Below are 18724 nucleotides of genomic sequence, written 5' to 3'. Positions count from 1 at the left end.
ATATACCAGGCGCTCGAAATTCCTGTTTGAGCGCATGCCATGACCGTCCCCTCGTCGATGCCCGAGGCCGTGCCGCCCGCCACCGAAGCCGGGTGCGCCGGGGTGAGGCAGCCGGGCGGACCGTTGCGCATGATCGGCACGACCACGGACATCACCTCGATGCGCGAGATGGCCGAGCGTTTGCGCGAGAGCCCGGCACTCATCACGAACCTCACGAACGAGGTGCCGGGCCTCGTGTTCCAGCGCCGCCAGTTGGCGGGCGGGCGCGCGTTTTTCTCCTATGCTAGCGCGGGCATTGCGGAAATCTACGAACTCACGCCCGAGCAGGCCGCGCACGACACGGCGTGCATCGACGCGCTGATTCATCCCGACGATCTCGACGCGTGGCGCGCTTCGTTCGAGCACTCCGCCACGAATCTCACGCCGTGGCATCTGGAGTTTCGCGTGCAGTTGCCGCAGCAGGGCCTGCGCTGGCGCCAGGGCGATGCGAGGCCGCAGCGGCTCGCCGACGGCACGACGGTCTGGCATGGCTTCATCACGGACGTCACCGAGCGCAAGCGCATCGAAGCGGAGCTGCAGGAATTCGCGAGCACCGACGGCCTCACGCGTCTGGCCAACCGCCGTCATTTCATGGCGCGTGTCGAGGCGCAACTCGCGCACGTGCGGCATGGCGGCACGGGCGCGGCCGTGATGATGTGTGACCTCGACCACTTCAAGTCGATCAACGACCGCTGGGGCCACGCGATCGGCGACGACGTGCTGCGCCATTTCGTCGAGATCCTGCGCACGCAGCTGCGCGCGGGCGACATGGCCGGGCGCATCGGCGGCGAGGAGTTTGCGATCCTGCTGGCAGCCGCCGATCTCGAGGGCGCGCAAAGCGTCGCGCGGCGCATTCAGGAGCGCTTCGCGGCGCAGCCGCTCGGCGTGGAGGGCGATGTGGTGGCGCTGACCGTGAGCATCGGCATCACGCTCATGAGTGCCGCCGACGTGAGCGCCGAAGCCGCGCTCACGCGCAGCGACTTCGCGCCCTACCGCGCGAAAAAGGGCGGCCGCGACCGCATCGAATGCGCATGATGGGCGCGTACGTTAGCTGACGTTTGCGTGTGCGGGGCACCGCGCGCGCCCGCTGCTGGCGCGTTGGTGTATGTTGGCGTCATGCCGTAGCCGCCCTCCCTGACGGCCCTGGTGCGGAGGACGCCTTGCCCGAAGTCTCGCCCAACCCCGGCGCGGTCCGCTCGCGAGTCTCGCGTTTGCTCGTGCTGCTGGTCGTGGCGCTGATTCCGATCCTGCTGTGTGTGGTGCTCGGGCGTTACGAGGCCGAGCGCATCGCGCAGCGTGAGGCGAGCCTCGCTTCCGCGTTCATCGTCGGGCAGGTGGTCTCGATCGTCGAGACGGCGCAGAGCGCGGCGCGCTCGTTCGCGCCGCGTGCGAACGAAGCGTGCGAGACGCTCTCGCCGTCTCTCACGCGCAAGGCCGCCACCGTGCCCTATGTGCGTACGCTCAACATCCTTTACGACGGCCGCATCGACTGCTCGTCCGCGTACCTGCAACAGGCGGTTCCCAATGGCGGCTGGCTCAATGGCAGCGTGCCGGCCTCGGAGAACGAATGGCTCCTGATCGTCAACGACACGCCGATGGTGCGCAACCGCCCCTCGCTACTGGTTGGCGTCGCGGGTGAAGCGGGGCGCGCGGTCGTGGCGGTGGTGGACGTGCAGTATCTGCTGGACTTGCTGCATGGCGCGGCGCCGCTCACGGTGTTTCGCCAGGCCGAGCTGAGGGTGGGCGACGGCACCGTGTTGCGCGAAGCCATGGCGCTCGTGAACGTGCGCGGCGCGCCGTTGCTGGTCGATGTGCAAAAGCGCATGTCGGGCGCCACGATCGATTTGAAGATCTACGGGCGGCCCGAGCGCATTCTGGAAACCTGGCGTGGCCTGCTGGTGCGCTATATGCCGTGGGCGGTGGCCTTCTCCGCGTGGCTCGTCTGGCTCGTGCGCCGCTTGCAGCAAAGCGGGCAGTCGCGCCGCGAACAACTGCTGCGGGCCATCCGCGCAAACGAATTTCATGTCGAATACCAGCCGCTCTACGGCGTCGAGACGGGGCGCTGCGAGGGCGTGGAGGCGTTGCTGCGCTGGGTGCGGCCAGGCACAGGCGCGATCCGTCCGGACGAGTTCATTCAGGTGGCCGAAGAAGAGCACGTGATCGTGCCGCTCACGCAGCATCTGCTGAAGCTCATCGAGCGCGACGTCGCCACGTGGGACGTCGCACCGGGCTTTCACCTCGGCGTCAACTTCGCGCCCGAGCATCTGTCGGGCGGACAGCTCGTGAGCGACGTGCAGGCGCTGCGCGCGGCCGTGGCGCCGCACGGCGCGACGATCGCGCTGGAGATCACCGAGCGCACGCTGGTGCGCAATACCGAGCAGGCGCGCAGCAATCTGGTGACCTTGCGGCGCGAGGGCGTGAAGGTCGCCATCGACGACTTTGGCATGGGATATTGTTCGCTCTCGTATCTCGAGAAATTTCCGTTCGATATCCTGAAGATCGATCGCGGCTTCGTGCTGACCATCGACGCGCAAGGCAGCAAGGCGGCCGTGCTCGACGCCATTATCGACCTCGCGCATAGCCTTGGTGCGCGGCTCGTGGCGGAGGGGGTGGAAACGCAGGTGCAGCGCGACTATCTGTGCGCGCGCGGCGTCACCTATATCCAGGGCTTTTTCTACGCGAGGCCCATGCCGTCGGAGGCATTCGTGCGCTGGTATCGCCTGAACGGGGCGCATATGTCGCCCAATCCGCACATGACGGCAGGCTCATAGGGCACACGCGAAGCGTATTCCTGCCGGCGTGATTTGCTTAGCGCGAAACATCGGTTCTGCGAACGCGTGCGGCCCGGTAGCATCAACGCTTCGATGGCTGCGCCGTGTGGGTGCATGCCCCACGCCAACACGGAAGCGCTGAAGATGACTCGCCCCACGCCGCCCAGGCCCTATACCCGCCGCCACTTCCTCGCCACGCTGGGCGCGACGCTCGCCGGCGCGGCGCTGCCCGCCACCGCGTTCGCCAAATACCAGCCCGACCAGTTCCGCATCGGCTATCAGAAGGCCGCGAGCACGCTCGTGCTGCTCAAGGCCAACGGCACGCTCGAAACGCGCCTCGCGCCGCTCGGTATAAAGGTGTCGTGGACCGAGTTCCCGGCCGGCCCGCAATTGCTCGAAGGCCTGAACGTGGGCGCGATCGACTTCGGCTATGTGGGCGAGGCGCCGCCCGTGTTTGCCCAGGCCGCGGGCGCGGATTTCGTCTATACGGCGTATGAATTGCCCACGCCGCATGCGGAAGGCGTGGTGGTGGCGAAAAACTCGCCGATCCATGACGTGGCAGGACTGAAGGGCAAGAAGATCGGCCTGAATCGCGGCTCGGACGTGCACTGGTTTCTGGTCGCGCTGCTGCAAAAGCAGGGCCTTTCGATCGGCGACGTGCAGCCGGTGTATCTGGCGCCCGCCGACGCGCGCGCGGCGCTGCAAAGCGGCGCCATCGACGCGTGGGCGATCTGGGACCCGTTCCTGGCGGCCGTCGAATCGCAGGACGGCGCACGCCTGCTTGCCGACGCCAGCGGCGTGGTTAGCCATCATCAGTTCTTCCTGAGCCAGCGCGAATTCGCGCAACACCGCAAGGACGCGTTGGCGATCGCGCTGGACGAACTCGGCAAGACGGGGCAACGCGTGCGCGCCAACACGGCGGCCGCGGCCGCGAAACTTTCACCGATCCAGGGCCTCGACGCGGCGACGATCCAGACCGGCCTCACGCACTACGCGCATGAATACCGGCCTATCGACGCCGCCGTAATCGCGCAGCAGCAGAAGATCGCGGACACGTTCTACGACCTGAAAATCATTCCGCGCCGCGTGGTGACGAAGGACGCCGTGCTCGCATGATTGCGCGAGCAGGGACGCCCCATGCTCATGCAACGCCAGACGCTCAGTGCTGCGACGACCAGCCCTTGTAGCTGGCCACGTTGTCGCGCGTGACGAGTTGCGGCGTCATTTCGATCATCGGGTTGGCGGGCTTCTTGCCGTTCATGATCTCGTAGCCCACCTGCACGGCCGTTTGCGCCATCTTCCACGGGTCCTGGCTTGCCGAGGCCTGCACCAGCGTATCGCTCTTGAGCGCCGTTTCGATATCGGGAGCGCCATCCACCGACGTAATCACGATGTTGCTGCGATGCAGCTGCTTCGCGGCAAGGTCGCTGCCAATGGCCTGCGGATCGTTGATGGCGAACACGCCGGCAATCTTCGGGAAGCGCGTGAGGTAGCCCTGCATCACGTTCATGCCGCCTTCGCGCGAGCCCTTGCCGTCCTGATCGTCGGAGAGGATCTTGATGCCGGGCGTCTTGGCGAGCACCTGCTTGCAGCCGTTCACGCGGTCGATCACGGCCGAGACCTGCGGCCCGTTCTGGATGATCACGTTGCCGGTGTTGTTGATCTTCTTCGCGAGGTATTCGCACGAAATCGCGCCGGCCTTCACGTTGTCGGTCTGCACGGTGGCGTCGGCGCCCGCGGCGGCCACGTCCACGGCCATCACCACGATGCCGGCCGCCTGCGCTTTCTTCACCGCCGGCAAGATCGCCTTCGGATCGGTCGCGTTCAGGAGGATCATGTCCACGTGCGCCGAAATGAAATTGTCGATCTGCGTGAACTGCTTGTTGAGGTCGTAGTCGGCGGAAACGGCCGTGACCTTCGCGTTCGGGTTGATTTGTTTGGCCTTCGCTTCCGCACCCTGCACGATCGTCACGAAGTACGGATTGCCGAGCGAACCCACGGTAATGCCGATCGACTTGAGCTGCTTGTCGGCGGCGTGCGCGCCTTGCAGTGCGAAACCGAACGTGAGGGCGGCAGCGGCGAGAACGGCTTTCTTCTTGAACATGAGGTTGTCTCCTGAGGGGTCCTGTTTGGGTGCTTTCCGGGCGAGCGCAGCAGGACCGCCTGCGCTCGCGCCTGTTTCTGGCTGATGCTGTATCCGGTGCTGCTTACGTGCGGGCCGAGCCGCGCTGGCGGTAGCGGTCGAGCGCCACGGCGCCGACGATCACGAGGCCCTTGATGATGTACTGCCAGATGTCCGAGACGCCGAGCAGCACGAGGCCATTGGTCAGGACGGCGATGATGAGCGCACCGATCAGCGTGCCGATGATCGAGCCCACGCCGCCCACGAAGCTCGTGCCGCCCAGAATCACCGCGGCGATCGCGTCGAGTTCGTAGGACTGGCCCAGTTGCAGGCCGTTGGCTGCGTAGAGACGGGCCGCCGACATCACCGCGCCGAGACCCGCGAGCAGGCCCGACACGGCATAGACGAACATCTCGATGCCCCACACCTTGATGCCCGAGAGGCGCGCCGCTTCCGGGTTGCCGCCCACCGAGTAGATGCGCAGGCCGAGCACGGTACGGCGCAGCACGAACCACGAGCCGGCCACCACCACGAGCGCGATGATCACGAGCCAGGGCACGCCGAGCACCGTGCCGTTGCCGATGAACGCGAACGACAGCTGCGGGTTGAAGATCGTCGTGTCGTGGCCCATGAGGCGCGCAATGCCGCGCACCGCCGTGAGCGAGCCGAGCGTGACGATGAACGGCGGCAGGCGCAGGAGCGCGATGAGCGCACCGTTGATGAGGCCGAAGCCGAGGCCCACCGCGAGCGCCATGGGCACGCCGAGCCAGCCCCAGCCCACGATGTTCGAGCCGATCATGGCGGCCATGGCGGCGGCGGCCAGCACCGAGCCCACCGAGAGGTCGATGCCGCCCGTGAGAATCACGAAGGTCATACCGGCGGCGAGCACGATGTTGATCGACGCCTGCTGCGTGACGATCGAAAGATTCTCCAGCGTGAAGAAGCCGTCGTTGAGCAGACCGAAGCCGATACACAGCAGCACCAGCACCGGCAGCATGCCAGCGGTGCGCACGAGCGACTTCATGCGTTGGCGATGACCGTCGACCGCGACGCTGCGTGCGGGTTGAGCGCCTTGCGCGGGCTGTGTGGGCGAGGCCGCGACACCGTGCCGGGGAAGAATGCTTTTCATGTCGTACTCCTGAGGGACGTTTCTTGCGTATGCGGTGAGGGTCAAGCGGCTTCGTCGAGCGGGTGCTGCGAGCCGGTGGCGAGTTCGATGATCGCCTCCTGGCTGATGGGTTTGGCCGTATAGCCGCCAAGCTCGCCGGCGAACATGCCTTCGCGCATGACGAGCACGCGGTCGGCCACGCCGATGATCTCGGGCAACTCGCTCGAAATCACGATGATGCCCACGCCGGTTTTGGCGAGGTCGTTGATGATGCGGTAGATCTCCGACTTCGCGCCGATATCGACGCCGCGCGTGGGCTCGTCGAGAATCAGCACGCGCGGCTTCGTTTCCAGCAGACGCGAAAGCAGCACCTTCTGCTGGTTGCCGCCCGAGAGCGCGCCCACGTTCACGCGCGCGTTCGGCACGCGAATGGAGAGCGAGCGGATGGCTTCCTTCGCACGCTCGCCGCCGCGCGCGAGGTCGAGCACGCCCATGCGCGCGTCGCGCCCGGCCACGGCGACGTTGATGTTGTCGCGCACGCTCATGTCGAGAAAGAGGCCCTGATGCTTGCGGTCTTCGGTCAGGTAGACGAGGCCCGCGTTGATCGCGTCGCGCGGCGTGTGCACGTTGAGCGTCTTGCCGTCGATGGCGATCTCGCCGCGCACGCGCGGCTCTGCGCCGAAGATGAGGCGCGCAAGCTCGGTGCGGCCCGCGCCCACGAGGCCGGCAATGCCGAGCACTTCGCCCGCGTGCAGGTCGAGGCTGCAGCCGCGTACGCGCTTGTCGTCGGCCACATCGCGCACGGTGAGCACGACCTTGCCCGGATCGTAAGGCGCGTGCGCCTTTTTGTAGAAGCCCGAAATATCGCGGCCCACCATCATGCTCACGAGGCTTTCCGCGTTGAGCGCGTCGCGCATGAGCGTGCCCACGTAGCTGCCGTCGCGCAGCACGGACACGCGGTCCGAAAGCTCGTACACCTCGGCCATGCGGTGGCTGATGTAGATGATCGCAAGCCCTTCGTCGCGCAGCTGGTTGATGAGCTTGAAAAGGCGCTCCGTTTCGCGCGAGGAGAGCGGCGTGGTCGGTTCGTCCATCACGATGATGCGCGCGTCGCTATGCACGGCGCGTGCGATTTCCACGAGCTGGCGCTCGGCGATGGAAAGCGAGCCGACCAGCGTGGTGGGCCCGAAGCTCGCGCCGAGGCGCTTGAGCACGTCTTCGCAGCCGCGCTCCATGGCGCGGCGGTCGACCGTGCCGAAGCGGCGACCGCCCTTGCGCAGTTCGCGGCCCGCATGAATGTTCTCGGCAACGGAGAGATTGGGCGCGAGGCTCAGTTCCTGATAGATCACGGCCACGCCCAGCGCGCGCGACGCATGTGGCCCGTCGATCACGACCGGCTTGCCCTCGATGAGAATCTCGCCGCCGGGGTCGGCCTGATAGGCGCCCGAGAGAATCTTCATCAGCGTGGACTTGCCCGCGCCGTTCTCGCCCATGAGCGAGTGGACCTCGGCTGGGTAGACGGTCAGGCGCACGTTGTCGAGTGCGCGCACGCCGGGGAAGGTCTTGGTGATGCCCCGCATTTCCAGCAGCGGCGGTGTGGACTCAGAGGGCGACATGGCTCTCCTCCTGCGCTTGTGCGTAAGTTTGTGCGCCGGCACCCATGAGGATGCCCGCGCGCGGCGAAAAGTTGAAGAACATGGGCAGCGTGGCCGCGCCGAGCGCCCCCGCATCGGGACCGAAGGTGCCGCGCACCAGGGCGGGCGTGCCGCGCGCCTCGGGCGCGGTGGCCGCGACCGCGAGGCGCAGGCGCTGCATGAGCGTGTCGATGAGGCCCGCGTCCACGTCGGCGTCGAGCACCACGGCCGGCACGTCGAGCACGCAGAACGCCGAGCGCAGCGCGGGCGCGAGCGCATCGATGCAGTCGTCGAGCCATTCCTGCACGCCGGGGTGGCCGCGCGCGATGCACGCTTCCAGGTCGGCGCGGCTGTCGATCGTCTCGCCGCAATACTGCAGATGGCGGCGCAGCGCGATGAGCGACGCGCGCGACAGCAGGATGTCCCACTGGCCGGGCGGTTTGTGCGCCGAGGGCAGGCGGCTCGGCGGCACGGGCATCACCGCGAAATCGCCCGCGTTGCCGGTGAGGCCGCGCACGCAGTCGCCGTCGATGGCGATGCCGCCGCCGATCGCCGGGCCGAGAAACAGGTAGAGGAAGTCGTCGCGCTGCCGCCCGCAGCCGTAGAAGATCTCGGCGATGGCGGCGGCATTGCCGTCGTTCTCGCTGAACACGGGCAGCGCCGTGGCGCGCGCGAGTTCGCCCGCGAAATCCACGTCGTTCCACACGCGGAAGGTGTCGGCCGGCAGGCCCAGTTCGCGCAGCCAACTGCCGAGGTTGTACGGCTGCGCCACGCCGATGCCGGCGAGGCGGCTGCGTTCTTCGGTCGTGAGGAGGCCTAATAGCTCGGCGATGTCGCGCTGCACGATCTCCTGCGCGACCGAGGGTTGCGGCAGCAGCATGTCGCGCGAGCGGCGCTCGATCATCTGGCCTGCGAAATCCACGAGCACGGTTTCGATGTTGGTCCGGTCGAGCCGCACGCCGATGGCGAACGCGCCGCGCGGCGAGAGGCGCAGGAGCGAGGCGGGCTGGCCGCGCTGGCCGTCGCGCCGCCCGCTCACCTCGATCAGGCCATTGGCCGTGAGCGACGTGATAATGGTGCCCACCGCGGTGCTCGTGAGATTCGCGAGACGCGCGAGATCGGCCTTCGACGCCTCGCCCGCGCGACGCAGCGCCTGCAGCAGCAGGCGTTCGTTGAAGCGGCGGACGTTGGCGGAATTGCTGCCCTGACCGACATGCGGACTTCTCACGTGTCTCCTCCGGTCCCATTGCAAAACTGAAGAGGTCGGCGCGGAATGAACTGCGTGGCCGACTAAATAAATCAAGTTGATTTATTTAATGCCAGAAATCGGAGGCTGTCAGCCTGGGGAAATCCCGTTAAGGGTAATGGGGCGCGAAGAAGGGTCCCGGCACGATGCGGGCCCTGATGCAAAAGCTTAGGAGACTTTTGCCGCGAAGGTGAAGAAGCGGGGAGCGAGCAGCTGGCGTGCCCGCGCGCGCTGATGTGGCGCGCGGGGCGTAGAGGGAGAAGGAGTGGGACTGGGTGTTACGACTGCGCTTCGCTCGCATCGCGGCAAGCGAACCATCGGCGCGCCGCGCGTGGCCGCTTGGTGCTTTCTGCGCTTTCCGCTACTTCGCGCCACCAGCGCTCCCCACGATGCGGCTCGACCAGATCGAGCCGCTCGCCCATGCGCGGCGTGGAGAGCGTCACGCCGCGTGCGAGCGCGAGGCCGGTCACGCGTTCGAACGGGTCCTGCCAGCGATGCATCGCGAGATCGAACGTGCCGTTGTGAATCGGCACGAGCCACTCGCCGCGCAAATCCACGTGCGCCTGCACCGTTTCCTCGGGCTGCATGTGGACGTAGGGCCATTGCGGGTCGTACGCGCCGGTCTCGATGAAGGTCGCGTCGAACGGGCCAAGCCGCTCGCCTATCGTGCGAAAGCCGTCGAAGTAGCCGGTGTCGCCGCTGAAGAACACGCGCAGGTCGGCGTCGGCGATCACCCACGAGGCCCACAGCGTGCTGTTGCCGTCGAACAGGCTGCGCCCCGAGAAATGCTGCGCGGGGGTGGCGGTGAACTCGACGCCCTCGACGTTCGCGCCTTGCCACCAGTCGAACTGGCGCACTTTCGCACCGTCGATGCCCCATTCGATCAAGCGGTCGCCCACGCCGAGCGGCGTGAGGAACACGCCCGTGGTGGCGGCGAGCGCGAGCACGGTTTTGCGGTCGAGGTGGTCGTAATGGTCGTGCGAGAGGATCACGCCGCGCAACGGCGGCAGATCGGCAAGCGCGATGGGCGGCGCGTGAAAGCGCTTCGGCCCGAGGTTCTGGAACGGCGAGGCGCGCTCGGCGAACACCGGGTCGGTGAGCCAGAACTGGCCGCGCAGCTTGAAGAGCAGCGTGGAATGGCCGAGCCGGTAGACGCTGCGGTCGGGCGCGGCCTCGAGCTGTTCGCGCGTGAGCGCCTGAACGGGCAGCGCGCCCGCGGGTGTGGTGCCGCCCGGCTTGTGGAAGATCATGTTCCACATGATCTTCAGCGTCTTGCCGAGGCCCTCGGCCGGGCGCGAACGCACGTTGCGAAAGCGCTCGCCGTCGTGTTGCGGCGAGGTAGACGAGAGCTCGCGGCCGCGTTGTGCGGCGCTCAGGCCCAGGGTACGGCTCAGCGATGCGAAAGGCGAGGTCATGTCGGCGGCTGCCTTTGGAAACAGGAAGTAGACTGCACAGTGTAGTTTATTCTGGCGAAAAGTAAACTGTGTGGTGTAAGATTCTCAAATGGATTGCACCCCCGCCACCCCTCAGCGCCTGACCGACCGCAAGCGCGCCGCCATCGTCGCGGCGGCCATCGACGAATTTCTGGCTTCCGGCTTCGACGCCACGAGCATGGACCGTATTGCGGCGCGCGCGAGCGTCTCGAAGCGCACGGTCTACAACCATTTCCCGAGCAAGGAGGCGCTGTTCGCGTCGATCCTGTGCCAGCTCTGGGACGCGAGCGCGACCGCCGACGCGCCGTCCTACCGCGCCGGCGAGCCGCTGCGCGCGCAACTCGTCGAGCTGCTGATGCGCAAGTTGCGGCTCCTGAGCGACGAAGCGTTTTTCAAGCTCGCGCGCGTGGCGATTTCGGCGGGCATCCACTCGCCCGAACGCGCGCGCGACATGGTGGCCCGCATTGGCGAGCGCGAAGAGGACCTCACGGTCTGGGTGCGTGCCGCCGCCGCCGATGGCCGTCTGAAAACGACCGATCCGGCATTTGCCTCGCAGCAACTGCACGGCATCGTGAAGGCGTTCGCCTTCTGGCCGCAGGTCGCGATGGGCCAGTCCCCGCTCGACGACGCGCAGCAGCGCCAGGTCGCCGAGTCGTCCGCCGATCTCTTCCTCGCGCGCTATGCGTGAGCGCATGACCGCGCGCGGCCCCGACGCGCCATGGTTTTTCTGGAATAGACTCTTGCCTTTCAGGATCGCAGGCTGACTGAGAGGACACGCTCATGCCATTCATGCTGCTCATCGCCGAGCCGCGCGGCCAGCGCGACACGCGCGCGCCATCCGAAGGCGAGGCGCTCTACGCGCGCATGGTCGAGTTCGCCGGCGAACTCGCCGCCGAGGGCAAGCTGATCGACGCGCACGCGCTCACCGCCGACACCAGCGGCGCACGCGTGCAGGTGCGCGAAGGGCGCACGAGCATCGTCGACGGCCCGTTCGCCGAGGTGAAGGAGATGATCGGTGGCTTTTTCCTCATCGATTGCGCTACGCGTGACGAAGCGCTCGCCATCGCGCAGCGCTGTCCCGCGGCGCAATGGGCGAGCGTCGAAGTGCGTGAAACCGGTCCGTGTTTCCGCTGAGCCGGCGCCCCGCCAGGTAGTTTCCCCAGGCCCGTAAAAATTTTCGCTGTCCGTTGTCGATTTCCGTGCGCCCCGCGCGTCGTGTTCATGAGCGCACCCACGGGTGCCGCTTGCTTCGAACACCCCGAACGTCACATTCAGGAGAAGACAATGCGATTCATGATCATGGTGCGCGCCAACGCGTTGACCGAAGCGGGCGAGCCGCCCGACGACGTGGAGATATTCGCCGAGATGGCTCGCTATCACGAGGAACTGGCGAAAGCCGGCGTGCTGCTCGACGCCTCGGGCCTGCAGCCCAGCTCGCGTGGCTTTCGCGTGCACTACACGAACGGCAAGCCCACGATCGTCGACGGCCCGTTCGCCGAAACGAAGGAGCTGATTGCCGGCTATACGCTGATCCAGGTCCGCTCGCGCGACGAAGCGCTCGAATGGGCGCGCCGGTTCCCATCGCCCTTCGGCAAGCACGCCGAAGGCGAGGTCGAAGTGCGGCAGCTCTATGAACTCGACGAACTTCCGCAGTGCGAGGGCGTCGAGAGTTTTCGCCAGCTCCAGGAAGAGCGTAAGGCATCCTGAACATTTACCCGATCACCGTGAGGCCCCAATCATGCATAAGCACATCTTCGTCAATCTGGGCGTGCGCGACCTCAAGCGCTCGATGGACTTCTTCGGCCAGCTCGGCTTCAAGTTCGACCCGAAATTCACCAATGACCAGGCCGCCTGCATGGTGCTGGGCGAGAACATGTACGCCATGCTGCTCACCACGGATTTCATGCGCGGCTTCACCGACAAGGCGCTCGTGGACGCCCGCGAAAGCACCGAGGTGCTGACCTGCCTCTCGTGCGTGTCGCGCGAGGAAGTGGACGGGCTCGTCGAAAAGGCGCTCGCGGCGGGCGGCAGCTCGAAGCGCCCGCCAATGGAGTGCAGCACCGAGATGTACGGCCGCAGCTTCGAAGACCCCGACGGCCACATCTGGGAACTGATGTACATGTCGCCGGCGGCGGTCGAAAAGGGCGCGCACGGTTCGTGACACCAGCGCGCGACCCTCACGACCCATTCACGGCGACGCGCCGCGCGGTCGAGGCCGTGTGGCGCCTCGAGTCGGCGAAGGTGATCGCCCACGCCGCGCGCATCGTGCGCGACGTGGGCGTGGCCGAGGAAATCGCGCAGGACGCGTTCGTCGCCGCGCTGGAGCGTTGGCCCGCGAGCGGCATTCCCGAGAACCCCGGAGCGTGGCTCATGACCGCCGCGAAACATCGCGCGCTCGACCGGCTGCGTCGCGCGGCCTCGCATGCCCGCACGCACGAGGCGATGGGCGCGGACCTCGAAGCGCTCGAGGCGCACTTCGCGCCCGACTTCGTGGAGGCGCTCGACGCCGCGCGCGAGGACGAGATCGGCGACGATTTGCTGCGGCTCGTGTTCGTGGCGTGCCATCCCGTGCTGCCGAAGGAAGGACGCGCCGCGCTCACGCTGCGTCTGCTCGGCGGCCTTACCACGGCGGAGATCGCGCGCGCGTTCCTCGTGCCCGAGGCAACCGTCGCGCAGCGCATCGTGCGGGCCAAGCGCACGCTCGCGGCCGCGAAGGTCCCGTTCGAAGTGCCGCGCCTGGCTGACCTCGAACCGCGACTTGCTTCGGTGTTCGAAGTGATTTATCTGATCTTCAACGAGGGCTATGCGGCCACGGCGGGTCCGGACTGGACACGGCCCGCACTGTGCGAAGAAGCGCTGCGGCTTGGCCGCATGCTGGCGGAACTTGTTCCGCTCGAGGGCGAGGCGCACGGCCTCGTTGCGTTGATGGAACTGCAGGCTTCGCGCCTGCCCGCGCGCGTGGACCGGGCCGGGCGCGCCGTGCTGCTCGCCGACCAGGACCGTAGCCGCTGGGACGCGCTCCTGATTCGGCGCGGGCTTGCCGCGATCGCGCGCGGTGCGGCCTGCGCGGGTGCGCCGGGCCCGTACGCGCTGCAGGCGGCGCTGGCGGCTTGCCATGCGCGCGCACCGAGCGCGGCGGCGACCGACTGGGCGCAGATCGTCGCGATCTATGACGCGCTCCTCGAACTCGACGACTCGCCCGTCGTGCGCCTGAATCGCGCCGTGGCGGTGGGCATGGCGCAGGGGCCGCAAGCGGCGCTCGATCTCGTCGATGCACTGTGCGCAGAACCCGCGCTGCGCCACTATCCGTGGCTGCCGGCCGCGCGCGGCGATCTGCTGGAAAAGCTGGCGCGGCATGCCGAAGCGCGCGCGGAATTCGCGCGTGCGGCCGCGCTCACGCAAAACGCGCGCGACCGCGAAGTGCTGCTGGCGCGGGCGCAATCGTGCGCGCCGCGCACTTGAGGGTGTCATCGCCGGAAGGGTCACGCTTGCGCTTCTGAAATATCGGGGCACAACGCTTGCTACCTGTGCGCGCGGACCCACTCTCTTTGCGCGGCCCGGCGCGCAGGCTTCCGATGATTTCAAAAGCAACGCTTCTGGCGGTTTCATGCTCGGCCTTGCTGGGCACGGCGTGTGTGCATCTCGGCCCGACGCGCTTGCGCGCCGATCAGGTCGATTACGCAAGAGCACTCGGCGATGCAAAAAAGCGCGGAATACTCGCGGCCGTGATCGGGTTGCGTTACGGCGACGCGCCCGCCTTTCTCACGGTGAGTTCGATCATCGCCGCGTATCAATTCGATTCGACGGCGGGCGCGACCGGCAATGTCGGTTCGGGCTCGGAGCCGAACTATGCGCTCGCGACCGGCAGCGTATCCTGGTCGAATCGCCCGACCTTCACGTTCTCGCCGACCACGGGCGAAGCCTTCGCCTCCGCGTACATCCGGCCGCTCGCGCCGGAACTCGTGATGCCGCTCGCCGAAGGTGGCATGCCGGTCGATCTGTTGCTGCGTATCGGCGCGCAATCGATCGGCGGGCTGCAGAACGGCAGCGCGCTGGGCGGAGAGGGCAGCGCGGGCTCGGCGGGTTTCTTCCAGTTGTTGCAGGCGCTGCGGCGCCTGCAACTGGCCGGCGAGCTGGACGTGGAGTCGCGCAGCGAGAACGGCAAGAACACGGTGTATCTCGCGCTCGGCGCGACGAACAGCGCGCAGTCGCCGCAAGTTTCGGCGGACCTGGCGCGCGTGCGCGAACTGCTCCATCTCGCGGCGGACACGCGTACTTACGAGATCGTCTATGGGCCCTCGGCGCAGGGCGGCATTCGCATCCCGATGGTGACGCGTTCGGTGCTCGGCATCCTCACGAATATCGGCGCGCAAGTGCAGGTGCCGGACGCCCAGGTGCAGAGCGGCGCGACGAAACCGACCGTCGGGCTGATTGGGGGCGAAACGCGGCCGATCATCATCGTGCATCAGGGGCCGAAAGCGCCGGCGGACGCTTATGTTGCGATCGACTACGAAGGCACGGCGTATTGGGTCGAACGTTCCGACTTCGACTCGAAATACGCGTTCACGGTCCTGCAAAACCTCATGGCGCTCGCGGAGGCCGACACGAGCAACAAGGCGCCGGTCGTGACGATTCCCGCGAACTAGGCTTAAGCCGTCGCGTCATGCAAAACGCTTGCGCGCGAACATCGCGAGGTCGATACGGCTTTCGCCCTGGGTGATCCGCTCGGCCAGCGCCTCGCCGATCGCGCTGGCGAACTTGAAACCATGCCCGGAAAAGCCGGTCGCGATGTGCACATTCGGGCAGGTGGGCACGCGGTCGATGATGAAATGCTCATCTGGCGTCATGTCGTATTCGCAGGCGCGGCCCGCGCGCAGTTTGCCCGCGCCCGGTAAGTAGCGTTCCAGGAAGGCTTGCAGATCGCCGAGATCGCTCGGCTCGGCGCCGAATGGCGCCAATGGTGCGTCCGCCGCGAGGGTCTCGCCGGTGTCGTGGCGGCCCAGCTTCAGGCCGCTGCCGTCGAGATCGGGAAACCCGTAATAGCCGCCCACTTCCGAAGCGACGAAAAAGCCCGGGAAGCGTTCCGGCGCAAAGAGGCCGGGCTCGCCCTCGAACCACGCGAAACTCTTGCGCACGCGTGTGACCGGAACCTCGAGGCCGAGCGGCGCGAGCAGATCGCGAGTCGATTTGCCGGCGCACACGATCAGGTCGCGCGCGGTGAACTTTTCGTTCCTGTCGGTCCAGACGTTGACGCTCTCCCGCCCATGGCACTCGATGCGCGTGACGCGCGTATTCGTACCCAGCGTTGCGCCGAGCGCGGTCGCGAACTGGCGGTAGGCGCTGATCGCTCGCTCGCAATAGAGCACGCCCGCGCCGGGTTCGAAGTTTGCGACCTGCTCTGGCCGCAGCCGCCACGCGGGCCAGCGCTTGCTGGCAGTGGCGGCGTCGAGCGTTTCCAGCGGGATGCCGTGGCTGGCGGCGCTCGCCTGCACCTCGCGCAGGAACGCGTCGTCGGGCAAGCCGATATTGACGACGCCCGTGCGCACGAGAAGGGCAGTCTGCGTTTGCTGCTCGAGGTCTTCCCAAAGCTGCTGGGCGCGCAAGGCGAGCGGCACGTAGGCGGCGCCTTCGCCATAGGCGTGGCGAATGAGGCGCGTCGCGCCGTGATGCGCACCCTGATCGTGCGGCGGATCGCCGGCGTCGAGCAGCAGCACCTTGTTGCCGAGGCGGCTCAGATAGTAGCCGGCCGCCATGCCCATCGAACCGGCACCGACGATAAGCGTGTCGAAATGTCGATTGCTTGCGTTTGTGTCCTGCATGTAGTGCCCCGTGCGCGCCGCGGCGCGCGAACGTGTGCGCGCCCGGTCCCGCCGATCGGGACGGGGGCGCCGTAAAGGGCATTCATTGTCGGCGCTTCGCCCGCGCCTGTCGAGCGAGGCCCGGCGCGCGCAGGGTCAGGCCCGAGCGCGCCGCTTGCGCGGCCCCGTGGACATGCGTGTGACGAGTTCGGGCGGCGGCCCGAGCACCATGGGCGGCTGCTGGTCCGGTTCGTCGATCAGCCGGATCAGGCTGCGGATCGATAGCTCGGCCACGGCCTCGGTCTGGATCGCGACCGTGGTGAGGGCGGGGCGCATCTGATGGGCGAGCTGAATGTCGGTGATGCCGATCACGGATACATCGTCGGGCACGGCGCGGCCCATGCTGACCAGCGCCTGGATCGCGCCGATCGCGAGCAGGTCGTTGGTCGCGAAGATCGCGCTCACGCGCGGGTGTTGCGCGAGCAATTGCTGGCAGGCCGCGTAGCCGGAGTCGATCGAGTCGCGCACCTGCATCTGCGCCACGTTCGCCGGGTCCACGCCGCCTTCGCGCAAGGCCGTTCGGAATCCTTCCGAACGGGCATCCTGCAAGCCGCCGCAACCGTCGCCGATCAGCATGGCGATATTTCGGTGTCCCAATTCAAGCAGATGGTGCGCCGCGAGCGCGCCCGCACGCGCGAAGTCCACGGCCACGCACGGCAGCACGGGCGGATTCTCGGGGTGCTCCCACATCGCCAGCAGAATCGGGCCGTTGTGCATGGCCGAGATGCACAGTTCGTTCATGGCGATGTCGGTGTTCATCACGAGCACGCCGTCCGCGAAGGTGCCCGCGATCTGGTTCAGGTAGGCGCGGCCGATTTGCGCGTCGTCGTCGGTGTTGCAGACCATGAGGAAGTGGCCCGCCTTGCGCGCGGCGCGCTCGGCCGCGAGCACGAACTCGGGATAGAACGGGTTGGAGATGTTCGAGAGCATGAGCGCGAGCGTGGACGAGCGTCCCTGCGCAAGCGCGCGCGCATTGAGGTTGGGCCGGTAGCCCAGCTCGGCGATGGCCTGCAGCACGCGCTCGGCCGTCTCGGGGCGAACCTTCTCGCGGTTGCGCAGCACGTTCGAAACGGTAGCCGCCGTGACGCGTGCACGCCGCGCGACTTCTGACAAGGTGACCATGTCGGACCTTTCCCATATTCAGGGAAGATGATTCAAATGTTGCAATGCTGCGGCCGGGTTTGCTACTTTTCTCCCACAACATCGACGGAGACAACGAATGCGCGACTATGCCGGATTCGAATTTAAGCGGTTAAATGCCCGCTGCGCAAGGGCTAAGCGAAGTTTTCTGCATAAAAATTTAAGCGCTTAAATTTCCAGGGGAGAACATGGCGACGATACAGCTCTCGGGCGTCGGCAAACGCTACGGCGATCATCCGCCGGTGGTGCGGCGCGTCGATCTCGACATCGGGCATCACGAGTTTTGCGTGTTCCTCGGGCCTTCCGGCTGCGGCAAGTCCACGCTGCTGCGCATGATCGCGGGCCTCGAGGAGTTAAGCGAAGGCGAACTGCGCATCGGTTCGCGCGTGGTGACGGACGTGCCCGCCGCCGAGCGCGGCGTGGCGATGGTGTTCCAGAGCTACGCGCTCTTTCCGCACATGACGGTGTTCGACAACATCGCGTTCGGCCTGAAGATCGCCAAGGTGCCGAAAGCCGAGATCGAGCGGCGCGTGCGCGACGCGGCGGGCAGCCTGCAACTGGAGGCGCTGCTCGACCGGCATCCCAAGGCGTTGTCGGGCGGGCAGCGGCAGCGCGTCGCCATCGGGCGCGCCATCGTGCGCGAGCCCGGCGTGTTTCTGTTCGACGAGCCGCTTTCCAATCTCGACGCCGCGCTGCGCAGCCATACGCGCATCGAGATCGCGCGCCTGCACCAGCGTTTCACGGATGCGAGCGTCGTCTATGTCACGCACGACCAGGTCGAGGCGATGACGCTCGCCGACCGCATCGTGCTGCTGCATGCGGGCGCCGACATGGAAGGTTACGGCAGCGTGGCGCAAAGCGGCGCGCCGCTCGATCTTTATCACCACCCGAAGTCGCGCTTCGTGGCCGGGTTCATCGGCTCGCCGCGCATGAACTTCATCGACGCGACTGTCAACTCGGTGGATGAAGAGGGCGTGCGCGTCACGCTCGAAGGCGGGCAGACGCTGCTTGCCTGCGTGAACGGCAGTGGCTTGCAACGCGGTCAACCGGTTACGCTGGGCGTGCGGCCCGAGCATTTGCGTCTCGACGGCGACGATCAGTCGATTGCGTGCGCAACGGTACTGGCCGAACGTCTGGGCGAGCATAGTTATCTGCACGCGGATCACGCTGCGGGCACGCTCGTCGCGAAAGCGCCCGCCGATTCGCCCATTGGCGTGGGCGAGCGCATACGCTTGCATGTGCCGCCGCCGGCCTGTCACCTGTTCGACGCCGAAGGTGTCGCGTTGCAGCGGCTTGCGGTGGCGCGTGCGCCGGCGCTGGCCTGATTTCGTTATACCCCGCCGGTAGAGCGGGTCACCGGGCCTGGCGGCGGG

Annotated in this window: 17 protein-coding genes; 10 read left to right on the top strand and 7 right to left on the bottom strand. The window is 67.0% G+C overall.

Translation table 11 applies throughout. The features are described 5' to 3' along the window. Positions 1–39: 39 nt before the first annotated feature. From M3A49_RS31755 to M3A49_RS31745, 3 genes are all read left to right on the top strand, one after another. Positions 40–1074, top strand: coding sequence for a GGDEF domain-containing protein (locus M3A49_RS31755; RefSeq protein ID WP_266232499.1), 1035 nt, complete (start codon positions 40–42; stop codon positions 1072–1074). A gap of 125 nt (positions 1075–1199) precedes the next feature. Continuing rightward, positions 1200–2810, top strand: a complete 1611-nt coding sequence (locus M3A49_RS31750; RefSeq protein WP_266232498.1) for an EAL domain-containing protein — start codon at positions 1200–1202, stop codon at positions 2808–2810. A 144-nt stretch (positions 2811–2954) separates the two neighbouring features. Then, complete coding sequence (locus tag M3A49_RS31745) at positions 2955–3926, top strand: sulfonate ABC transporter substrate-binding protein (protein ID WP_266232547.1); 972 nt, start codon at positions 2955–2957, stop codon at positions 3924–3926. 43 nt (positions 3927–3969) lie between these two features. On the opposite strand, the gene M3A49_RS31740 is transcribed toward M3A49_RS31745, so the two are convergent. The 5 genes from M3A49_RS31740 to M3A49_RS31720 form a co-directional block, all read right to left on the bottom strand. Next, on the bottom strand, positions 3970–4914 hold the full coding sequence (locus tag M3A49_RS31740; RefSeq protein WP_254357200.1) for an ABC transporter substrate-binding protein: 945 nt from the start codon (positions 4912–4914) through the stop codon (positions 3970–3972). 103 nt (positions 4915–5017) lie between these two features. After that, positions 5018–6061, bottom strand: a complete 1044-nt coding sequence (locus M3A49_RS31735; protein WP_266232497.1) for an ABC transporter permease subunit — start codon at positions 6059–6061, stop codon at positions 5018–5020. 41 nt (positions 6062–6102) lie between these two features. Next, entirely contained in the window at positions 6103–7656 is a 1554-nt protein-coding gene (locus tag M3A49_RS31730) for a sugar ABC transporter ATP-binding protein (RefSeq protein WP_266232496.1), read from the bottom strand. Then, positions 7643–8902 carry an ROK family transcriptional regulator gene (locus tag M3A49_RS31725; RefSeq protein ID WP_133187242.1) on the bottom strand — a complete coding sequence of 420 codons (1260 nt, stop codon included), beginning with the start codon at positions 8900–8902 and terminating at the stop codon, positions 7643–7645. The genes M3A49_RS31730 and M3A49_RS31725 overlap by 14 nt, the downstream gene beginning before the upstream one ends. Before the next feature lie 296 nt (positions 8903–9198). Further along, complete coding sequence (locus M3A49_RS31720) at positions 9199–10335, bottom strand: MBL fold metallo-hydrolase (protein ID WP_266232495.1); 1137 nt, start codon at positions 10333–10335, stop codon at positions 9199–9201. Positions 10336–10423: 88 nt separating this feature from the next. Between M3A49_RS31720 and M3A49_RS31715 the strand changes: the two genes are divergently transcribed. The 6 genes from M3A49_RS31715 (at position 10424) to M3A49_RS31690 (ending at position 14999) form a co-directional block, all read left to right on the top strand. Then, positions 10424–11041: a TetR/AcrR family transcriptional regulator gene (locus tag M3A49_RS31715; protein ID WP_266232494.1), complete on the top strand. Its 618-nt coding sequence runs from the start codon at positions 10424–10426 to the stop codon at positions 11039–11041. A gap of 92 nt (positions 11042–11133) precedes the next feature. Next, positions 11134–11487 carry a YciI family protein gene (locus tag M3A49_RS31710; protein WP_266232493.1) on the top strand — a complete coding sequence of 118 codons (354 nt, stop codon included), beginning with the start codon at positions 11134–11136 and terminating at the stop codon, positions 11485–11487. Between the two features lie 150 nt (positions 11488–11637). Then, positions 11638–12060, top strand: a complete 423-nt coding sequence (locus M3A49_RS31705; protein ID WP_028205356.1) for a YciI family protein — start codon at positions 11638–11640, stop codon at positions 12058–12060. 31 nt (positions 12061–12091) lie between these two features. After that, a complete protein-coding gene (locus M3A49_RS31700) occupies positions 12092–12514 on the top strand; it encodes a VOC family protein (RefSeq protein WP_266232492.1) in 423 nt (140 codons plus the stop codon). Further along, entirely contained in the window at positions 12511–13815 is a 1305-nt protein-coding gene (locus tag M3A49_RS31695; protein WP_266232491.1) for an RNA polymerase sigma factor, read from the top strand. Before M3A49_RS31700 ends, M3A49_RS31695 begins: the two co-directional genes overlap by 4 nt. Positions 13816–13928: 113 nt before the next feature. Beyond that, positions 13929–14999 (top strand): hypothetical protein, encoded by a 1071-nt coding sequence (locus M3A49_RS31690; RefSeq protein ID WP_266232490.1) that lies wholly within the window; start codon positions 13929–13931, stop codon positions 14997–14999. 15 nt (positions 15000–15014) lie between these two features. Here M3A49_RS31690 and solA read toward each other — a convergent pair whose 3' ends face one another. Together solA and M3A49_RS31680 are read right to left on the bottom strand one after the other, a co-directional pair. Continuing rightward, positions 15015–16172 (bottom strand): N-methyl-L-tryptophan oxidase, encoded by a 1158-nt coding sequence (solA, locus tag M3A49_RS31685; protein WP_266232489.1) that lies wholly within the window; start codon positions 16170–16172, stop codon positions 15015–15017. Between the two features lie 135 nt (positions 16173–16307). Continuing rightward, positions 16308–17333 (bottom strand): LacI family DNA-binding transcriptional regulator, encoded by a 1026-nt coding sequence (locus M3A49_RS31680; RefSeq protein ID WP_266232488.1) that lies wholly within the window; start codon positions 17331–17333, stop codon positions 16308–16310. A 206-nt stretch (positions 17334–17539) separates the two neighbouring features. Here M3A49_RS31680 and M3A49_RS31675 point away from each other — a divergent pair, with 206 nt between their 5' ends. Then, positions 17540–18676, top strand: coding sequence for an ABC transporter ATP-binding protein (locus tag M3A49_RS31675; RefSeq protein WP_266232487.1), 1137 nt, complete (start codon positions 17540–17542; stop codon positions 18674–18676). Positions 18677–18724: the final 48 nt, after the last annotated feature.

Source organism: Paraburkholderia sp. CNPSo 3076 (assembly GCF_026343935.1).
GTDB classification, from domain to species: domain Bacteria; phylum Pseudomonadota; class Gammaproteobacteria; order Burkholderiales; family Burkholderiaceae; genus Paraburkholderia; species Paraburkholderia nodosa.
This window is presented reverse-complemented; position numbering and strand designations above follow the sequence as displayed.